This window comes from uncultured Bacteroides sp., assembly GCF_910585845.1.
Taxonomy (GTDB): Bacteria; Bacteroidota; Bacteroidia; order Bacteroidales; family Bacteroidaceae; genus Bacteroides.
This window is the reverse complement of the sequence record NZ_CAJUHF010000036.1, coordinates 1-16944: the sequence shown is the minus strand read 5'-3', so window position 1 is coordinate 16944 and position 16944 is coordinate 1. Positions and strand designations below refer to the sequence as shown.

8 protein-coding genes are annotated in these 16944 nt (G+C 53.2%); 7 read left to right on the top strand and 1 reads right to left on the bottom strand.

Annotated features, from left to right (window positions below):
- Positions 1-47: 47 nt before the first annotated feature.
- The 4 genes from QZ323_RS10395 to QZ323_RS10380 all read left to right on the top strand — a co-directional run bounded on the left by QZ323_RS10395 (position 48) and on the right by QZ323_RS10380 (position 5979).
- Positions 48-887, top strand: coding sequence for a peptidylprolyl isomerase (locus QZ323_RS10395; protein ID WP_294634595.1), 840 nt, complete (start codon positions 48-50; stop codon positions 885-887).
- 35 nt (positions 888-922) lie between these two features.
- A complete protein-coding gene (locus QZ323_RS10390; RefSeq protein WP_294634594.1) occupies positions 923-2167 on the top strand; it encodes a pitrilysin family protein in 1245 nt (414 codons plus the stop codon).
- A gap of 94 nt (positions 2168-2261) precedes the next feature.
- Positions 2262-3626, top strand: coding sequence for an MATE family efflux transporter (locus QZ323_RS10385; RefSeq protein ID WP_294634592.1), 1365 nt, complete (start codon positions 2262-2264; stop codon positions 3624-3626).
- Between the two features lie 34 nt (positions 3627-3660).
- A complete protein-coding gene (locus QZ323_RS10380; protein WP_294634591.1) occupies positions 3661-5979 on the top strand; it encodes an ATP-binding protein in 2319 nt (772 codons plus the stop codon).
- Positions 5980-6094: 115 nt separating this feature from the next.
- Here the strand turns inward: QZ323_RS10380 and QZ323_RS10375 are convergent, their stop codons facing one another.
- Complete coding sequence (locus tag QZ323_RS10375; RefSeq protein ID WP_294634589.1) at positions 6095-7348, bottom strand: transglutaminase domain-containing protein; 1254 nt, start codon at positions 7346-7348, stop codon at positions 6095-6097.
- A gap of 818 nt (positions 7349-8166) precedes the next feature.
- On the opposite strand from QZ323_RS10375, the gene QZ323_RS10370 reads away from it, so the two are divergent.
- The 3 genes from QZ323_RS10370 (at position 8167) to QZ323_RS10360 (ending at position 16269) form a co-directional block, all read left to right on the top strand.
- Entirely contained in the window at positions 8167-12699 is a 4533-nt protein-coding gene (locus QZ323_RS10370) for a translocation/assembly module TamB domain-containing protein (RefSeq protein WP_294634588.1), read from the top strand.
- A 177-nt stretch (positions 12700-12876) separates the two neighbouring features.
- The gene (locus QZ323_RS10365) at positions 12877-15231 is read left to right on the top strand and encodes a BamA/TamA family outer membrane protein (RefSeq protein ID WP_294634587.1); all 2355 of its coding nucleotides are present in this window, start codon (positions 12877-12879) and stop codon (positions 15229-15231) included.
- Positions 15232-15357: 126 nt separating this feature from the next.
- Positions 15358-16269 carry a nucleotidyltransferase gene (locus tag QZ323_RS10360; RefSeq protein ID WP_294634585.1) on the top strand — a complete coding sequence of 304 codons (912 nt, stop codon included), beginning with the start codon at positions 15358-15360 and terminating at the stop codon, positions 16267-16269.
- Positions 16270-16944: the final 675 nt, after the last annotated feature.

Below are 16944 nucleotides of genomic sequence, written 5' to 3'. Positions count from 1 at the left end.
TGTCTGAAAATCGTATATTTGCACCATTAATTAAAATAAAAAGCAATATGAAGAGGAATTTCATTCTATTATTAACCATACTGATTTGCAGCGTAACAGCTTGCCAGTCGGGACAAAAGAAGAACAGAAACATGGATCAAGAAACCAAATTGAAGATTGAGACCTCTGCGGGAGATATCATCGTGAAACTGTATAACGAAACGCCGCAGCACCGTGATAATTTCATCAAACTGGCGGAAGAGGGCACGTACGAAGGTACGCTTTTCCACCGCGTCATCAAGGACTTCATGATACAGGCGGGCGACCCCGAATCGAAGAATGCCCCGAAGGGCAAGATGCTGGGCTCGGGCGATGTGGGCTACACCATTCCTGCCGAGTTTGTCTATCCACAGTACTTCCACAAGAAAGGTTCCTTGTCGGCAGCCCGCATGGGAGACAATGTGAATCCGAATAAGGAGTCTTCCGGATGTCAGTTCTATATTGTCACCGGGAAGGTGTATAGCGACAGCACCCTTTTGAGCATGGAGAATCAGATGAACCAGAACCGCCTGACAACTGTGTTCAATACTTTGGCACAGAAGCACATGAAGGAGATCTATAAGATGCGCAAGGCGAACGATCAAGACGGACTGCTGAACTTGCAGGACACGCTGTTTGCACAAGCTGAGGCGGAAGTAGCGAAGATGCCGGAATTTCGCTTTACGCCGGAGCAGGTGAAGGCTTACACCACGGTAGGCGGTACCCCGCATCTGGACGGTGAATATACCGTGTTCGGCGAAGTGCTGGAGGGAATGGATGTGGTAGACAAGATTCAGAAGGTGAAGACCGATCGCAATGACCGCCCGGAAGAGGATGTGAAGATTATCAAAGTGAAAGTACTGGATTAAACCGGCATATCCTTCAGGCTATAACGCTTCCTCTTATGAAGATAAATAAACATTGCCTCTCTAACGGACTGCGGTTGGTGCACAGCGAAGACCGCAGTACGCAGATGGTTGCCTTGAACATCGTCTACGATGTGGGAGCCCGTGACGAACATCCCGAACATACCGGGTTTGCCCATTTGTTCGAGCATCTGATGTTCGGCGGTTCGGCGAATATACCCGACTATGACACCCCGTTGCAGTCGGCGGGCGGCGAGAACAATGCCTGGACAAACAATGACATCACCAACTACTACCTGACTGTCCCTAAATCGAATGTAGAGATCGGCTTCTGGCTGGATTCCGACCGCATGCTGGAACTGGCCTTCAGCGAGCAGAGCCTCGATGTGCAGCGTGGCGTGGTGATAGAGGAGTTTAAGCAACGCTGCCTGAACCAGCCCTACGGAGATGTCGGACACCTTCTCCGTCCGTTGGCCTATCGGGTGCATCCCTATCGCTGGCCTACCATCGGCAAGGAGCTGTCGCACATTGAGCAAGCCACGCTGGAGGAAGTGAAGGATTTCTTTTATCGTTTTTATGCCCCCAACAATGCCGTGCTGGCGGTGACCGGAAATATCTCGTGGGAAGAGACCGTGGCACTGACAGAAAAATGGTTCGGTCCGGTGCCGCGTCGCAACGTGCCGCCCAGGCAGCTGCCTCAAGAGCCGGAGCAGACAGAGGCACGCCGGCTGACGGTGGAGCGTCCGGTACCTTTGGATGCGCTCTTCATGGTCTATCCGATGTGCAACCGCGAACATCCCGATTATTTTGCATTCGATATCCTGTCCGATGTGCTTAGCAACGGATGTTCCAGTCGGCTGAGCCGACAGCTGGTGCAGGAGCAGAAACTCTTTTCCAGCATTGACGCCTACATTTCGGGAACACGCGATGCCGGACTGCTGCACATCAGCGGAAAACCGGCAGCGGGTGTGTCGCTGGAAGAGGCGGAAGCTGCCGTGCTTCGCGAGTTGGAAGAGTTGTGTCAGACGCCCGTAGGGGAACAGGAGTTGGAGAAAGTCAAGAATAAGTTTGAGTCTACGCAGATATTCGACAATATCAACTATCTGAATGTAGCTACCAACCTGGCATGGTTCGAGCTGACCGGACAGGCGGAAGATATAGACCGCGAAGTGGAAAGGCATCGTGCGGTGACGGCAGAACAGTTGCAGCGGGTGGCACGGGAGACTTTCCGTGAGGAGAATTCAGTGGTGCTTTATTATAAGAAAGAACATTGCTTGTTATAAGGCAAAGCATTGAATGTTATAAGGCAAAACATTGCTTGTTGTAAGAATAAACAATAATTGCCATTTGTGCTTCACTTCTAAGTATTGAATATTCATGAAGAAACTCATAGAAACATATAGAGAACACTATAAAGCGTTGTTCTATCTGGGACTGCCTATCATTATCGGCCAGCTGGGTGTCATCATACTTGGTTTTGCCGATACGCTGATGGTGGGTCATCACAGCACGATGGAATTGGCAGCAGCTTCTTTCGTCAACAATCTTTTCACCCTTTGCATTATTTTCAGCACTGGTTTCTCTTACGGGCTGACACCCGTGGTGGGCGAGTTCTATGGTAACCATCGCTTCAGGGAGGCGGGACAGGCATTGCGTTCCAGCCTGCTTGCCAATGTGCTGGTGGCATTGTTGCTGATGCTTGTCATGACGGTGGTCTATTTCAATGTGGAACGTATGGGGCAACCCGACGAACTAATTCCGCTGATCAAGCCCTACTTCCTGATATTGTTGGCATCGCTGGTGTTTGTGATGCTTTTCAATGGTTTCAAGCAATTCACCGATGGCATCACCGATACGCAGACCGCCATGTGGGTGCTGCTTGGCGGGAATGCGTTGAACATCGTGGGCAATTATGTATTGATATACGGAAAGCTGGGGGTTCCGGAACTGGGACTGTTGGGAGCAGGCGTCAGCACCCTGTTCTCGCGCATCGTCATGGTGGTGGTCTTTGCGCTAATCTTTGCCCGTAGCCGCAGGTTCCTGGAGTACAGATTGGGGTTCCGGCATTTGGGATGGTCGAGGCAGATGTTTGGCAGACTCAATGCGCTGGGCTGGCCCGTCGGGTTGCAGATGGGGATGGAGACAGCCTCTTTCAGCCTGAGCACCATCATGGTGGGCTGGCTGGGGACTATCGCTTTGGCATCCCATCAGATCATGCTGACCATTTCGCAGTTCACGTTCATGATGTACTATGGCATGGGAGCGGCGGTTGCTGTTCGTGTTAGTAACTTCAAGGGGAAGAACGACATGACGAATGTGCGCCGTTCGGCATACGCCGGTTTCCATCTGATAATGGTTATGGCGGTGGTACTTCTGAGCATTGTCTTCCTGTTCCGTAGTCGGATGGGAGGTTGGTTTACGGATAGTGTGGAAGTTTCCGCTGTGGTCTCTTCGCTGTTTCTGCCGTTTCTTATCTATCAGTTTGGCGACGGTCTGCAAATCAGTTTTGCCAATGCCCTGCGCGGGATTGCCGATGTGAAGCCGATGATGCTTATTGCGTTTATTGCCTATTTTGTCATATCTCTACCCGTGGGCTATTTATGCGGTATCGTGCTGGAGTGGGGCACGGTCGGTGTTTGGATGGCGTTCCCCTTTGGACTGACTAGTGCAGGCGTCATGCTTTGGCTGCGTTTCCGCTATAAGACAAGAGATGGAGTTAACCCCTTGAAATATAATTCCTGAAAATTAAGAGTCATGAACAACAAAATTAAAAGTCATGAACAACGTTTCCAAGAAGAAGATTGCTGCCGGTTACGCCGTGTTGCTGGTGGTTTTGCTCTGCTCCCTGTTCTTCGTGCGCTGGGAGATGGAAATCCTTATGGGGTCCGACAACAGCGATATCCTGCGCACGGATAGCCTGATTACACTCCTGCGGGAGAAAGATGAGAACACGCTCCGCTTGCTCCGCATGATGAACCAGGCTAATGAGAATATGATTCCTGCCGACGAGGTGGAGCAGATTTTTGCCGAGCAAGACACCGCCATCACCCAGCAGCGCGTGCAACGCCGGGTCATTGCCCGTCGGGACACCGTGGTGACGCAGCCCAAGAAGAAAGGCTTCTTCCGCCGGTTGGGTGAAGTCTTCGTGCCACCCAAGAAAGACAGTGCCGTCCAGGTGCAGACCACCCTCGAAGTGGCCACCGACACCATCCTCGATGCATATAATCCTGCCGACTCGCTGCACGAGAAGTTGCGCACGGTTGCCCGACAGAAGATGAAGACCAACACCATCGTGCAGCGGCGCAAGCGCAACCTGCAACATCAGGACCATGTACTGACAGCCCGCATAGACAGCCTGTTGAAGGGCTACGAACAGGAAACCCTGCTGCATGCCCGCGAAGAGGCCGAGTTCCAGAAATCTGTGCGCCGCCGTTCGGCGATGATCATAGCAGGTATTGCCGTAGGTTCCGTGCTCCTGTCTGTCATCTTCCTGATTGTGATTTGGCGCGACATCACCCGTAGCAACCGTTACCGTAACCAGTTGGAAGAAGCAAACCGTTTTGCGGGAGAGTTGCTCGCCTCCCGTGAGAAACTGATGCTTGCCATCACCCACGACTTCAAGGCGCCTTTAGGTTCCATTATGGGCTATGCCGATCTGCTCTCGCGGCTCACAGTCGACGAGCGGCAATGGTTCTATCTCGACAACATGAAGACCTCGTCGGAACATCTGCTGAAACTGGTGACCGACCTGCTCGACTTCCATCGCCTCGACCTGCATAAGGCAGAGATCAACCGCGTCACGTTCCACCCCGCACGGTTGCTGGAAGAGATCCATGTCAGCTTCGAGCCATTGACTTCCGCCAAAGGGCTCTCTTTACGGTGTGATATCGCTCCCGAACTGAAGGGAACATTTGTCAGCGACCCCTTGCGTTTGAGGCAGATCGTCAATAACCTGCTTTCCAATGCGGTGAAGTTCACTTCGGAGGGAGACGTCACGCTGGCGGCCTGCTTCGTGTCCAACGGTGATGCCGCTTTTCCCGGTGACCATCTGAAACTCTCCGTCATCGATACAGGAAAGGGTATGGAACCGGCAGATTGTGAGCGCATCTTCCAAGAGTTTACCCGCCTTCCAGGCGCACAGGGAGAAGAGGGTTTCGGGTTGGGACTTTCCATCGTGCGCATGCTGGTGCAGTTGCTCGATGGGCATATCGAGGTGGAGAGCCGGCTTGGGGAGGGAAGTACATTTACGCTGCGCATCCCGCTCTTTCCGGTGGGACCGGTGGCGGAGGCAGGAGATGCCGCCGAAACAGAACGTGAGGAAGAACCTGCCGTTTCAGCTTCCGCTTCTTGTCTGCCGTCGCTTCGAGTGCTTCTGATTGACGATGACCGTATCCAGCTTACGCTTACGGCGGCAATGCTTTCGCAGAGCGGGCTTACTTCGGTTTCTTGTCTGCAATTGGATGAATTGCTGGAGGCTCTGCGCACGGGGGTGTTCGATGTGTTGCTGACCGATGTGCAGATGCCGGCTATGAATGGATTCGATTTGTTAAGGCTGTTGCGTGCTTCGAACATTCCGCAGGCGCGGGAGATTCCTGTGATAGCCGTCACGGCGCGTAGCGACATGCAGCGGGAAGAATTCCTGCAACACGGCTTTTCGGGATGCCTGCACAAGCCGTTTACGGTGCGCGAATTGGTAGACGAGCTGCGGGGGGAAGAGACTGTTGCTTCAGAAGCTCCGGCTGTCGGTAAGCCTTGTGCCGGCACGCTCGATTTCAGTACGCTTACTGCCTTTTCCGGCGATGATGCCGCTGCTGCCCGTTCCATCTTGGAGAGCTTCGTGGAGGAGATGCGCCTCAATGTCGAACGTTTGCGTCGGGCGTTGGAAGCGGAGGATACGGAGGAAGTGGCGGCTGTGGGGCATAAGATGTTGCCGCTGTTCACACTGTTGGGTGTTGGCGACCTTGTGGCTCTGCTGAAAGAGCTTGAGGCTTCGCGCAGTATGTCTTTCTGCGGGGCGATAAAAGAAAAAGGGGTACGGGTGCTTGGGCTTGTGGAAGAGGCGATAGGTCAGGCGGAGAAACTACTGTCGGTATAACTCACAAATAACGTGCAAATAGTACACAAATAGTACACAAATACCTCATAAATACCTCACAGATACCCCACAGATACCTCACAAATAACGTGCAACTAATCCGCCAATCCCCCCTCTATTTCGTCTGTTTGAACAGGTCTTTTCTCTTCTTCTCGGGCAGTTTGAAGTACTGCCTGAGGAACAGTTTGTGCTTATATATCGTTGTGGCTACTTCCATGATCTGTTCCCTGAGTTCGAGCATCTGTTTCCGGTATCGGTCCGGCACGGAGCGGATGGAGTTGATGCAGCTGTCCGCACGGGTGATCATGCTTTCCGGCATGTCCACCATCAGCTGTATGTCATTATCATTCTTCTTCGGGATGAACGCCTTGTTGCGGTACTGGATGAACAGATTGATGCCATCGGCGGCCTCTCCCAGCAGGTTCATTGCCGTGTTGTAGGCGGTGAGCACTTGCTGTATCTCTGCCACGCGGATGTTCTGTTTGGTTAGTTCCAGCGTGTAACGTACCAGATCGTTGCCTTTCCCGTTAGTTTGCATCCGTTGCAGGGCGCGGGTCAGTTGTTGCAGCGTGTCCTGACGGGCATATAGCTCCAGCGAGTCGCGCCAGTAGAAGACGGGCATCGGTTTCTGTTCGTCAAACGTTCCGGTGTCGAACTCTTCGTAGGTCAGCGGGCGTTCGCGAAACTGGAACATGGGGTCGAAGGGCATGTGCGTCTTCAGCAGGCTGTCCGACGGCTGTTTGTAGTAACGATAGTTGGGCGAGGGCACAAACTTGTAGTCCTCCACGAAGCCCGCTCCCCAGGTGGGGTCGAACATGTACCAGTTGCCGTTCACCCGGGCGGCGCACCATTGGTGGGGGTCGGGGAGCAGGACGCCGTTCTGGCGGTTATACCCGTTGATGGTGTGGGCATCGATTCCCGCTTCTTGCAGCATGGCTTTGAAAAGCAGTGTGTATTGCTGGCATACACCTTTGCGTTCAGATAGGATTTTTTGTATCTCTTTCTTTTCGTCTATCTCCTCGTATTTCGGGGTGTAGGTGATGTATACATTGTATTGAATATTTCTTGAGACCCACGTGTAGATGGCGCGTGCCAGCTGCTCTTCCGTCTTGAGGTGTTGCTTCATGTATGCCACGAGGGATGCCACGCTGTGTTCCGCCGTTTCGGGCACCGACAGGGCGACGGAGTCCGGAAAGGTAAGTTGTTCGGTTGGAAGATGTTCTGCCGTCTGCACGATGGCGGGCGGGGCGGGGAGTATGGGGCTGTCTTTTCGGGTGGTCTGCCGTGCAGAGAGGGATTGGCCGAAGGGCAGGAGCAGGAAGATGCCGATTACCCATGCGGTAAGTTTGTTGTTGGAATAGTGTGACATGCTTTCGGTTTCTTTGTTTTCGCTGCAAAGGTAAATAATATTCCTATAACGGGCAAGAGGTGGGCGGTGATAAACCCGATTCCTGCCACGCTGGGTATGCGGGGAGTCTGTGTGCCGGTTCCGTAGAGTCACTTCATCGGTTCTGCGGAGTCACTGTGCTGGTTCCGTAGAGTCACTGTATCGGTTCTGTGGGAAAAAAAGCGGTTCACGAAAAACGGTTAAAAAAGTCTAATATTTCGCCCTTTTTCCCTCTTTTTTGTCTTTTTTTCGGCTGTTCCGTTTCCATTTTCCGGCTGTTTCGGCTTCGTTTTGCCCCTCCGGTGCCCGTTTCCGGACGCTCTGCCTCCATTCTGTCCTCAGTCTACCTCCACTAAAAAGCCGTTTTTAGTGGCCGATGAGTGAGCGACCCTGTTGTTTTAACACTCCGGACTCGTATTGTTAACCAATATTAAACGCTGTTTTTCCCGATGCGTTATAGTCGGCAAGGAAAACTATGTCTTTTTTTAAGTTTTTGAGCTTTTGAGTTTTTAAGTCTTTAAGTTTTCAAGCTTTTGAGGCTTTAAATCCTTGAGTTATCCTCATTAGTGCATCAACTTACCAACTTAAACCCTTCCGAGACTTATCACCCCAAACCCTTAAACTCTTCCGATACTTACCCCCTCAACCCCTCACAACCTCCCGAAACTCGCCCCTTCACAACCTCAAACCCTTAAAACCTCAAAATTTCGTCTGCGGCTGGAACTAAATGTCGGAAGAATTTGTTTACTTTGTGACAATTTAAATACCGATTAAATACCGACCTTTCGAATACCGGCCTCATGAAGAGAAAATGGATAAAATGGGTGACGTGGACATTGCTCACCCCTGTTATATTGTTTGCGATACTGATGGTCCTGCTCTACGTGCCCCCCGTGCAGCACATGATACGAAAACAGGCCGTCGCCATAGCCTCCGAAGCAACAGGCATGGACATATCCGTAGAGCGGATAGACCTGCGCTTCCCGCTGAACCTGCTGGTGAGAGGCGTGCAGGTAGTCCGTCCGCTGACGGGCGACACGCTCCCCCCGCGCAGCGTGCCCGACACCCTGCTCGTGCTCAAAAGCCTGAACGTCAGAGTGCAGGCATGGCCCCTGATAAAAGGACACGTGGAAGTGGACGAAGTAGCCCTCGACGGCGTATCCCTGAACTCCGCCGACCTCATAGAAGGCATGCACCTGAAAGGCGTGCTGGGACACTTCTTCCTCGAAAGCCACGGCATCGACCTCAAGAAGGAAGACGTCGTCCTCGACCGCATCGAACTGAACGACACCCATATACAAGTGATGATGGACGACACCACCGCCACAGCCGATGCCGATACCTCCGCCACCGCCCTCAACTGGAAAGTGGCACTGCACAAGCTGGCACTGAAGAACGTCTCCGTAGACTTGCAGATGCCCCTCGACTCCACGTCGCTCACAGCCCGCCTGGGCAATGCCGAAATAGCCGATGCCCTTGCCGACCTCCGTACGCAGGCATACGGATTCCGACGCTTCAGCCTCGACGGCACGTCCCTAAGCTACGATTCCGGCAACGCGCCCGCCGCCACAGAGGGCTTCGACCCCTCACACATCGCCCTGAGAGACCTCTCGGCAAGCATCGACTCCGTGCACTATGCCGGACGCGATATCAGCGCCGTCATCCGCGGACTCTCCCTGAACGAACGCTCGGGACTGAGCGTCACCTCGCTCACAGGCCGTGTCTTCGCCGACTCCACCCTGATACAAGTGCCCCACCTTCGCCTGCTCACCCCGCATAGCGAGATGGACTTTACGGCACAGACCTACTGGCAACTGATAGACATCCCCACCACCGGACGCCTCACCGCCCGTTTCAACGCCCGCATCGGCAAGCAAGACGTGCTGCTCTTCGCCGGTGCCCTGCCCGACACCTTCAAGGAGGCATATCCCCCGCGCCCCCTCGTCGTCCGTGCCGGAACGGAAGGAAACCTCAAGCAGATGCAGATATCTCGCTTCAATATCGACCTCCCGGGAGCCTTCACCCTCAATGGCGGCGGCGAACTGTGGAATCTGGCCGACAGCCTGACGCGCAACGGAAACATCGACCTGGATGTCCGTACCCAAAACCTGAACTTCCTCACCGGACTGACAGGCATCACCCCCGACGGCTCACTGGTAGTGCCCGACAGCATGCACCTCCAGACGCGCCTCCTGATCGACGGCCCCCGCTACGACGCCACCCTGAAGCTGCGCGAACGCGAAGGTCTGCTCAGCCTTCTGGCGCAATACAACGCTTCGACGGAAGCCTATCAGGCCGATCTCACCGTAACCGACCTGCAACTGCATCACTTCCTGCCCCGCGACTCCATCTACACCCTTTCGGTCAAACTCTCGGCCAAGGGCAAGGGCTTCCTCCCGCAAGACCGCCGCACCACCGCCTCGCTGACCGCCTCGCTCGACGAGTTGCAGTACGGCCACTGGAACATCTCGGGCATCGACCTCTCCGCCGGACTGAAATCCGCCCTTGCCAGTGCGCGCCTGACGAGCGACAACCCCTTGCTGAAGATGGGCATGAACGCCGACATGCGCTTGGACCGCAACTATCTGGACGGCAAGCTGGACCTGAACGTATCGGAAATAGACTTATACAAACTGGGCATCGCAACCCGCCCCCTGAAACGCCCGTTTGCCTTTACGCTTGGCGCAGAAGCGCGCCGCGACTCCATCAAGATGAAGATGGACGCGGGCGACCTTGACTTCCAGTTCCGCGCGCGCAGCACCATGAAGAAACTGATGGAGCAGGGCACGGGTTTTGCCACCCTCCTTATGCGCCAGATTGAGCATAAACATCTCGACCATGCCGAGTTGCGGCACGCCCTGCCCTCGGCAGGTATGCATCTGCAGGCGGGCAAGCAGAACCCCGTCAGCTACTTCCTGGCTACGAAAGACATCACCTTCGACGACTTCACACTGCGCTTCGGCTTTACCCCCACGCGCGGCATCAACGGGCGTACCGCCATCCACGGTCTGCGCATGGATTCGCTGCAACTCGACACCATCTTCTTTGCCGTCAGCCAAGACACCACGCGCATGAAGCTGCAAGGAGGCGTCATCAACGGCCCCCGCAACCCGCAAGCCATATTCCGCACCACGCTGACGGGCGAGATACGCAACGACGATGCAGAGCTGAACCTGAACTATGTAGACGACAAGGGAGATACAGGCCTCGACCTCGGCATTAACGCCCGTCCCCTTGCAGAAGGCAGCGGCAAGGGCAACGGAATAGCCTTCAAGCTCACACCCGCCGAGCCGATCGTCGCCTTCCAGAAGTTCCGCTTCGTCGACGGGCACGACTGGATATACCTGCACAAGAACATGCGCGTCTATGCCAATGTGGACATGGACAGCGAAGATGGGCTCTGTTTCCGCATGCAGTCCAACCGCGAAGACACGGTCTCCCTGCAGAACATCAATCTGGAACTTAGCCGTTTCCGCCTCGACAAACTCAGTGGCATACTGCCCTACATGCCTCCCATTACCGGCCTCTTCTCCGTAGAAGCCAACTATGTGCAGACGCCCCTTTCGCTACAGGTGTCGGCAGAAGCCGATATCGAAAAGCTGACTTACATGCGCCAGTCGGTGGGCGACGTCGGGTTGGGGGTCACGTGGTTGCCGGGTGATGTCGACAATCACTACCTGAATGCCTACTTCCGTGCCGGTGATGAAGAAGTGCTGGTTGCCGATGCGGTATTGACGCAGAAGGAGGGACGTGACTCCATCGCCGTAGAGGCCGTCCTCGAGCATTTCCCGCTCTCGCTTGCCAATGCTTTTGTGCCGGACCGCATGGTGGCATTCACCGGCGACATCGACGGCAGCATCACCATAGACGGTTCGCTGGACAAGCCGCAGCTGAACGGTGACATCTCGCTGGACAGCGTCTCCATACATGCCCGTCAGATGGGGGCGAAGTACTGGCTGGACAACCGTCCGCTGAGGATCGACAACAACCAGCTTCTTTTCAATCAGTTTGCCATATATACCACCAGCCGCAATCCCTTCACCATCGACGGAAACATCGACTTCCGCAACATGGCGAGGCCCACCGCCAAGCTGAACCTGAGTGCACGCGAGTATACCCTGCTCGACGCGCCCCGCACCAAGGAGAGCCTGATCTACGGCAAGATATTCGTAGACCTGAACGCTACCGTGCGCGGCCCGCTCGACGGACTGACCATGCGCGGCAACATGAACCTGCTGGGCAAGACGGACGTCACCTACGTGCTGACCGATTCGCCCCTCACCGTCGAAGACCGTCTGGGAGAACTCGTCCAGTTCACCTCTTTCACCGATACCGCTTCCGTGCAACAGCAGGAGACGCCGGTCATGTCGCTTGGCGGAATGGACATGCTGATGACCGTCCACATAGATGACGCCGTCCGCCTGCGTGCCGACCTTAGTCCCGACCGCAGCAGCCGCATAGAGCTGGAGGGGGGAGGTAACCTCAACTTGCAGTACACCCCGCAGGGCGACCTGACCCTGTCCGGACGCTATACCTTGATCGACGGTATGATGAAGTATGCCTTGCCCGTCATTCCGCTGAGAGAGTTCCAGTTCACCAACGGCAGTTATGTGGACTGGACCGGTAATCCGATGAACCCCACTCTGAACCTGACTGCCGTCAACCGGGTGCGCACTTCCGTTTCCGAAGATGATGGCGGCAGTGGCTCGCGGATGGTGAATTTCGATATCTCCGTTAACATAAAGAACCGCTTGGAGAACCCTGATTTAAGTTTCGACCTCAGTGCACCCGAAGATGCCACCATGCAGAACGAGCTGGCAGCGATGAGTGCGGACGAGCGTAGCAAGCAGGCGATTACGACGCTTGCCACGGGGCTGTATCTCTATAGCGGCAACAAGGGAGGCGGACTGACAATGGGTTCTGCACTGAACAGCGTGCTGCAAAGCCAGATTAACTCCCTGACCGGTAATCTTAAGAATGCCTCTCTCAGTGTCGGCATCAAGGACCGCACCGCCGCCGAGACGGGCGATAAGCAGACGGACTACAGTTTCCGCTATTCGCAGCGTTTCTTCAACGACCGTGTGCAGATCATCATCGGTGGAAAGGTCTCCAGCGGTGCCAATGCCACGAACGATGTCGAGTCCTTCATCGATAACATCTCGCTGGAATACCGCCTCGATAATAGTGCGACCCGCTACGTGCGCGTGTTCCATAATAAGAATTATGAGAGCGTGCTCGATGGAGAGATTACCGAAACCGGCATCGGTCTTGTGCTCCGCCGCAAGATGGATCGTCTGGGAGAGTTGTTCATATTCAAGAAGAAGGAGAAATAGAATCAAGAAGTTATGGAAGTTAAGGGAGTTAACGGGAGTTATCGGCCAATATTCTTGTGAGTTTTTTGAGTTTAATTCTTAACGGAGTGAAGTGGAGTACAGTACAGTACAGAAAGTGATAACTCCTCTAACTCCTTAATAAAAAAACAGATGAATATAATAAAGAATATAGATGTAATGAATATAAAGCGAAAGACATGTACGCTTCTTGCTGCGCTGCTTCTTGCCGCCTGCTCCACTACGCGGCATCTGCCCGAAGGCGAGGTGCTCTACATCGGGCAGAAGCCGATGATTGTGGAGAATCCTTCCGATACACCGGTCGGAGAGACGGCTATGGAAGAGGTGGAGGCAGCCCTTGCCAAGGCACCTAACAACTCGGTGTTGGGCAGTTCGCAGTATCGTTTTCCTATCCCGTTCGGGCTGTGGGTGTACAATGGCTTTGTGAAGTATAAGAAAGGCTTTGGCAAGTGGATATTCAACCGCTTTGCCGCTACCCCTGTGTTCATGTCTACCGTCAATCCGGACGTCCGTCAGAAGGTGGCGACCAACATCCTGCACGATTACGGCTACTTTAACGGCACGGTGGATTATCAGGTCTTCACCGACCCGAAGGATAGCCTGAAAGCGAAGTTGCAATATACTGTCAACATGCGTAACCCATACTTCATTGATACCGTCTACTATCATGGCTTCAACGAGAACACCATGCGCATCATCAACTTGGGACGCCGCCGCTCGCTTATCAGTCCGGGAGAGCAATTTAACGTGCCCGACCTCGATGGAGAACGTACCCGCATCAGCGGACTGCTGCGCAATATGGGCTACTATTATTTCCGTCCCGACTACCTGACCTATCAGGCAGATACGACCCTTGTGCCCGGTGGACACGTCAGTCTGCGCATGACTCCCGTACCCGGTATGCCGAAGGACGCCGAGCGGGCTTTCTTTGTGGGAAACACCAACTTCTACCTGCACGGGCCGAAAGGACAGTTGCCGAATGACAGTCTGCTCTATAAGTCGGTCATGATACACTACTACGACAAATTGAAGATACGCCCCAATATGCTCTATCGCTGGTTGCACTATCAGGGCTACCAGAAGAAGCGTCAGGAACTGGACAAAGGAGGACTGCGCCGACGTCCCGAAAGATTGTACAGCCAGTATCGCCAGACGCGCATCCAGGAACGCCTCTCCAGTGTAGGCATCTTCCGCTATCTGGAGATGCAATACGTTCCCCGCGATACGGCGTTAGTCTCTGATACACTCGATGTGGATATCCATGCCATGCTGGATAAACCCTATGATGCCGAGCTGGACTTCAACGTCACCATGAAGAGCAACAACCAGACGGGACCCGGTGCCTCCTTCACCGTAACGAAGAACAACGTCTTCGGCGGCGGAGAGACTTGGAACGTGAAGGTGAACGGCTCCTACGAATGGCAGACAGGGAAGAACAGCAGTTCGCTGATGAACAGCTACGAGCTGGGCTTGTCTTCCGCGCTCACCTTCCCGCGTATTGTCTTCCCCCGCATGGGAGGCAAGGAGTATGACTTTCCGGCTTCCACCACTTTCCGCATCTACGTGGACCAGATGAACCGCGCCAAGTACTATAAGTTGCTTGCTTTCGGCGGAAACGTCACCTACGACTTCCAGCCTGTGGCTACCCGCAAGCACAGCGTCACGCCTTTCCAGCTGACGTTCAATGTGCTTCGCAATCCTACGGAAGCCTTCAAGGAGATACAGGAGCAGAATCCTGCCCTCTATATCAGTCTGCGAAACCAGTTCATCCCGAAGATGGAATATACGTACACCTACGACAACGCCTCTGTGCGCAGTGTGCGCAACCCGATCTGGTGGCAGACCACGGTGGCTTCTGCCGGTAACCTGACCTCTTTGATTTACCGCGCATTCGGAGAGCCGTTCAGCAAGAAGGAGAAGAAACTGATGGGAGTGCCTTTTGCCCAGTTCCTGAAACTGAACACAGAGTTCCGCTACCACTACCGGATAGATAAGAATCAGATGATCGCTTCCCGCGTGGCAGGTGGTGTGATCTGGTCGTATGGGAATGCGACGACGGCGCCCTACACTGAGCAATTCTATATCGGAGGTGCCAACAGTATCCGTGCCTATTCCGCACGTAGCATCGGTCCCGGCGGTTATCCGCCCGACAAGGAGCGTAAGTACTCCTACATCAACCATGTGGGCGACATCCGTATGGAGGCAAACGTGGAGTACCGTTTCCGCATCCTGAGCGACCTGCATGGTGCCGTCTTCCTCGATGCGGGCAACGTGTGGCTGATGCGTGCCGACGAGAACCGTCCCGGCGGACAGTTGAAGTTGAAGGACTTCCCGAAGCAGATTGCCTTGGGCACGGGCATCGGGTTGCGCTACGATTTGGACTTTCTTGTCTTCCGCTTGGACTGGGGCGTGGCGTTGCACGATCCGTATGACACCGGCAAGAAGGGATACTACAACATTCCCAAGTTCGGTGAGGGCATGGCATGGCATTTTGCCATCGGTTATCCCTTCTGATGGCAAGAATTGGACAATACAGCTAATTTATGAACTATTTGTCTACCTTTGTTGATTATATTTTTTGTACTTTTGCCCTCGTAACCAACAATGGTACAATAACCTGTTTTTTAAATAATACTAAGTATGAAACCAACTTTATTCTTATTGGCAGCCGGTATGGGCAGCCGTTATGGGGGCTTGAAACAATTGGACGGACTGGGTCCGAATGGTGAGACTATCATGGATTATTCCATCTATGATGCCATCAATGCCGGATTCGGTAAGCTTGTCTTCGTTATCCGCAAGGATTTTGAGCAGGACTTCCGCGAGAAGATCATTTCCAAATACGAAGGCCATATCCCGTGCGAACTGGTATTCCAGTCCATCGACAACCTGCCCGAAGGCTTCACTTGCCCCGAAGGCCGCACGAAACCCTGGGGAACCAATCACGCCGTGATGATGGGTGCGGACGTGATCAAGGAACCGTTTGCCGTGATCAACTGCGACGACTTCTACGGCCGCGATTCTTTCCAAGTGATGGGTAAGTTCCTTTCTGCCCTGCCCGAGGGTTCGAAGAATGTATATTCTATGGTAGGTTTCCGCATCGGCAACACGTTGAGCGAAAGCGGCACGGTGTCACGCGGCCTTTGTGGCACGGATGCCAATCATCTGCTGACCTCTGTTGTAGAGCGTACGAAGATTCAGCGCATGGATGGCGAGGTGAAATACCTGGACGACAACGAAGAGTGGACGGCTACTCCCGAAACGACTCCGGTCAGCATGAACTTCTGGGGCTTCACTCCCGACTATTTCGGATATAGCCAAGAGTTCTTCAAGAGCTTCCTGAGCGATCCGAAGAACATGGAGAACCTGAAGAGCGAGTTCTTCATCCCGTTGATGGTGGATAAGCTGATTCAGGACGGCACGGCTACGTGCGAAGTGCTTGACACGACAAGCAAATGGTTTGGCGTGACTTATCCCGAAGACCGTCAGAGCGTTGTGGACAAAATCCAGGCTTTGGTGGATGCCGGAGAATATCCTGCAAAACTGTTCTAAGGATGAAGGATTCCGTGGAAGCGGAAACTAATGGAATTTAGAAAATAGAAGCGAGGGGAACTGTCATTGCGATGGTTTCCCTCTTTTTCTATTTCATGAGGTGGTCGGTCCTGTTTCACAAGACGATGAAATTTGCTTTGCAGAATGATGAAATTTGTCTCACGGGACAACGAAATTTGCCTCACGAGACGAAAAAAATGATCTCACGAGGCGAAAAAATCCGTCTCACGGGACGAAAAAATCCGTTTCGTGAGATGAAAAAAATCATCTCGTGAGACGGAAATACTATTCTGTGAGGCGGATTTTCGGGCTTGCCGTAATATTTCGATTACTAAATAATTATAGTTAAAGAACTTTTCTTTATCTTTGCATCAATTCCAACGAATTTGTTATAATATCAGTTGGAAGGGACATATTAGTAACAAGAGCGTTTTAAGATATTATTTCCTCTACCCGTTGGCGGAATTAAATTGAAATTACATTATATCTTATGTCTCATAACAAATAATGTAATGGAGCATAACAAGTAATGTTATGAAGTATAACAAGTAATGTTATGATGCCTTTCATTATATGTTATGATACATTCCTCCGAACTAAAATAACAATTAAAGATAAATAGGTTCTTCGTCACTTTTGGGGCAGTTCATGTTTTAAAGCTAATAAGTTTATTGC